Raw genomic sequence first — 2,328 nt, 5'->3', positions numbered from 1 at the left:
GCTCCGCGTCCGGGCGGTCCCCGTCCGGGTCCGCGTCCGGGTCCGCAGGGCGGCGGCGAGCAGCGCGCCCCGCGTCCCGGCGGTGCGGCGGGCGCTCCGCGTCCGGGCGGTGCCGCGGGTCCCCCGCGTCCCGGTCCCCGGCCCGGCGGTCCGCGTCCCAGCCCGATGAACATGCCCTCGTCCCGTCCGGCCGCACCCGCGGGTGGCGGTCGCGGCGGTGGCGGCGGCCGTCCCGGCGGCGGCGGTGGCCGTGGCCGCGGGGGAGCCCCCGCGGGTTCCGGTCCGCGTCCCGGCGGTGTCGGCGGCGGCGGTCGTCCGGGTGGCTTCGGTGGCCGTCCCGGCGGCGGTGGCCGCGGTCGCGGCGGCGGTACGGCCGGTGCGTTCGGACGCCCCGGCGGCCGTCCCGGACGTGCCCGCAAGTCCAAGAAGCAGCGGCGCCAGGAGTTCCACGACTTCCAGGCCCCGTCGTTCGGCGGCGTCAAGATCCCGAGCGGCAACGACCAGACCATCCGCCTGTCCCGCGGCGCCTCGCTGTCGGACTTCGGCGACAAGATCGACGTCAACCCGGCGTCGCTCGTCCAGGTGATGATGCACCTGGGTGAGATGGTCACCGCGACCCAGTCCCTTCCGGACGAGACCCTGATGCTGCTGGGCGAGGAGCTCAAGTACAGGATCGAGGTCGTCAGCCCGGAGGACGAGGACCGCGAGCTGCTGGAGTCCTTCTCCATCGAGTTCGGCGAGGACGAGGGCACCGCGGAGGACCTGCGTCCGCGTCCGCCGGTGGTCACCGTCATGGGTCACGTCGACCACGGTAAGACCCGACTGCTGGACACCATCCGCAAGACCAACGTCGTCAGCGGCGAGGCCGGCGGTATCACCCAGCACATCGGTGCCTACCAGGTCGCCACCGAGGTGGACGGCGAAGAGCGCAAGATCACCTTCATCGACACCCCGGGTCACGAGGCGTTCACCGCCATGCGTGCCCGCGGTGCCAAGGTCACCGACATCGCGGTGCTGGTCGTGGCCGCCGACGACGGCGTCAAGCCGCAGACGGCGGAGGCCATCGACCACGCCAAGGCGGCCGAGGTGCCGATCGTGGTCGCGGTCAACAAGATCGACGTCGAGGGCGCCGACCCGCAGCGGGTCCGCGCGCAGCTCACCGAGTACGGCCTGGTGGCCGAGGAGTACGGCGGCGATGTCCAGTTCGTGGACATCTCCGCACTCAAGGGCGACAACATCGACGCCCTGCTCGAGTCGATCGTGCTGACCTCCGACGCAGCGCTCGATCTCCAGGCCAACCCGGAGATGGACGCGCAGGGTCTGGCCATCGAGGCCTACCTGGACCGCGGTCGCGGTTCCATGGCCACGGTGCTGGTCCAGCGCGGCACGCTCAACGTCGGTGACTCGATCGTCTGCGGTGACGCCTTCGGCCGCGTCCGCGCCATGCTCGACGAGCACGGCCAGAACGTGCAGAGCGCCGAGCCGTCCCGTCCGGTGCAGGTGCTGGGTCTGACCAACGTTCCCAGCGCCGGTGACAACTTCCTGGTCGTCAAGGACGACCGGGTGGCGCGGCAGATCGCCCAGCAGCGCGAGGCGCGCGAGCGCTTCGCCCAGCAGGCGCGTTCGGCCCGCCGGGTCACCCTCGACAACTGGCAGAACGCCCTGAAGGAGGGCGAGCGCTCCGAGCTGCTCCTCCTCATCAAGGGTGACATGTCCGGTTCCGTCGAGGCGCTGGAGGAGTCCCTGCTCAAGATCGACGCCGGTGGCGACGAGGTGAGCATCCGGGTCATCGGGCGCGGTGTCGGTGCGATCACGCAGAACGACATCAACCTGGCGGCCTCCGCCGAGGCGATCATCGTCGGCTTCAACGTTCGGCCCGAGGGCAAGAACAGCGAGCTGGCCGACCGCATGGGCGTGGACATCCGGTACTACTCGGTGATCTACCAGGCCATCGACGAGGTCGAGGCCGCGGTCAAGGGTCTGCTCAAGCCGATCTACGAAGAGGTCCAGCTCGGCAGCGCGGAGATCCGCGAGGTCTTCAAGGTGCCGCGGATCGGCAACATCGCCGGTTCGATCGTCCGCAGCGGCCTGATCCGCCGCAACTCCAAGGCGCGGCTCATCCGCGACGGGGTCGTCATCTCCGAGAACCTCAACGTGGAGTCCCTGCGTCGGTTCAAGGACGACGCGACCGAGGTCCGCGAGGGCTTCGAGTGCGGTATCGGCGTCGGCTACAACGACCTGCGTGTCGAGGACGTCATCGAGACGTACGAGATGCAGGAGAAGCCCCGCGACTGATCCTCGCGGAGCATGACCAGACGGGGCCCCGGC

The 2,328-nt window shown here is 70.7% G+C and carries 1 protein-coding gene; it reads left to right on the top strand.

What is annotated here, in order from left to right:
• On the top strand, positions 1-2,295 hold a 2,295-nt coding region (gene infB / locus DQW06_RS23975), incomplete at its 5' end, for a translation initiation factor IF-2 (RefSeq protein ID WP_117199359.1).
• Positions 2,296-2,328: the final 33 nt, after the last annotated feature.

Source organism: Nocardiopsis sp. TNDT3 (assembly GCF_003427465.1).
GTDB classification, from domain to species: domain Bacteria; phylum Actinomycetota; class Actinomycetes; order Streptosporangiales; family Streptosporangiaceae; genus Nocardiopsis; species Nocardiopsis dassonvillei.
This window is presented reverse-complemented; position numbering and strand designations above follow the sequence as displayed.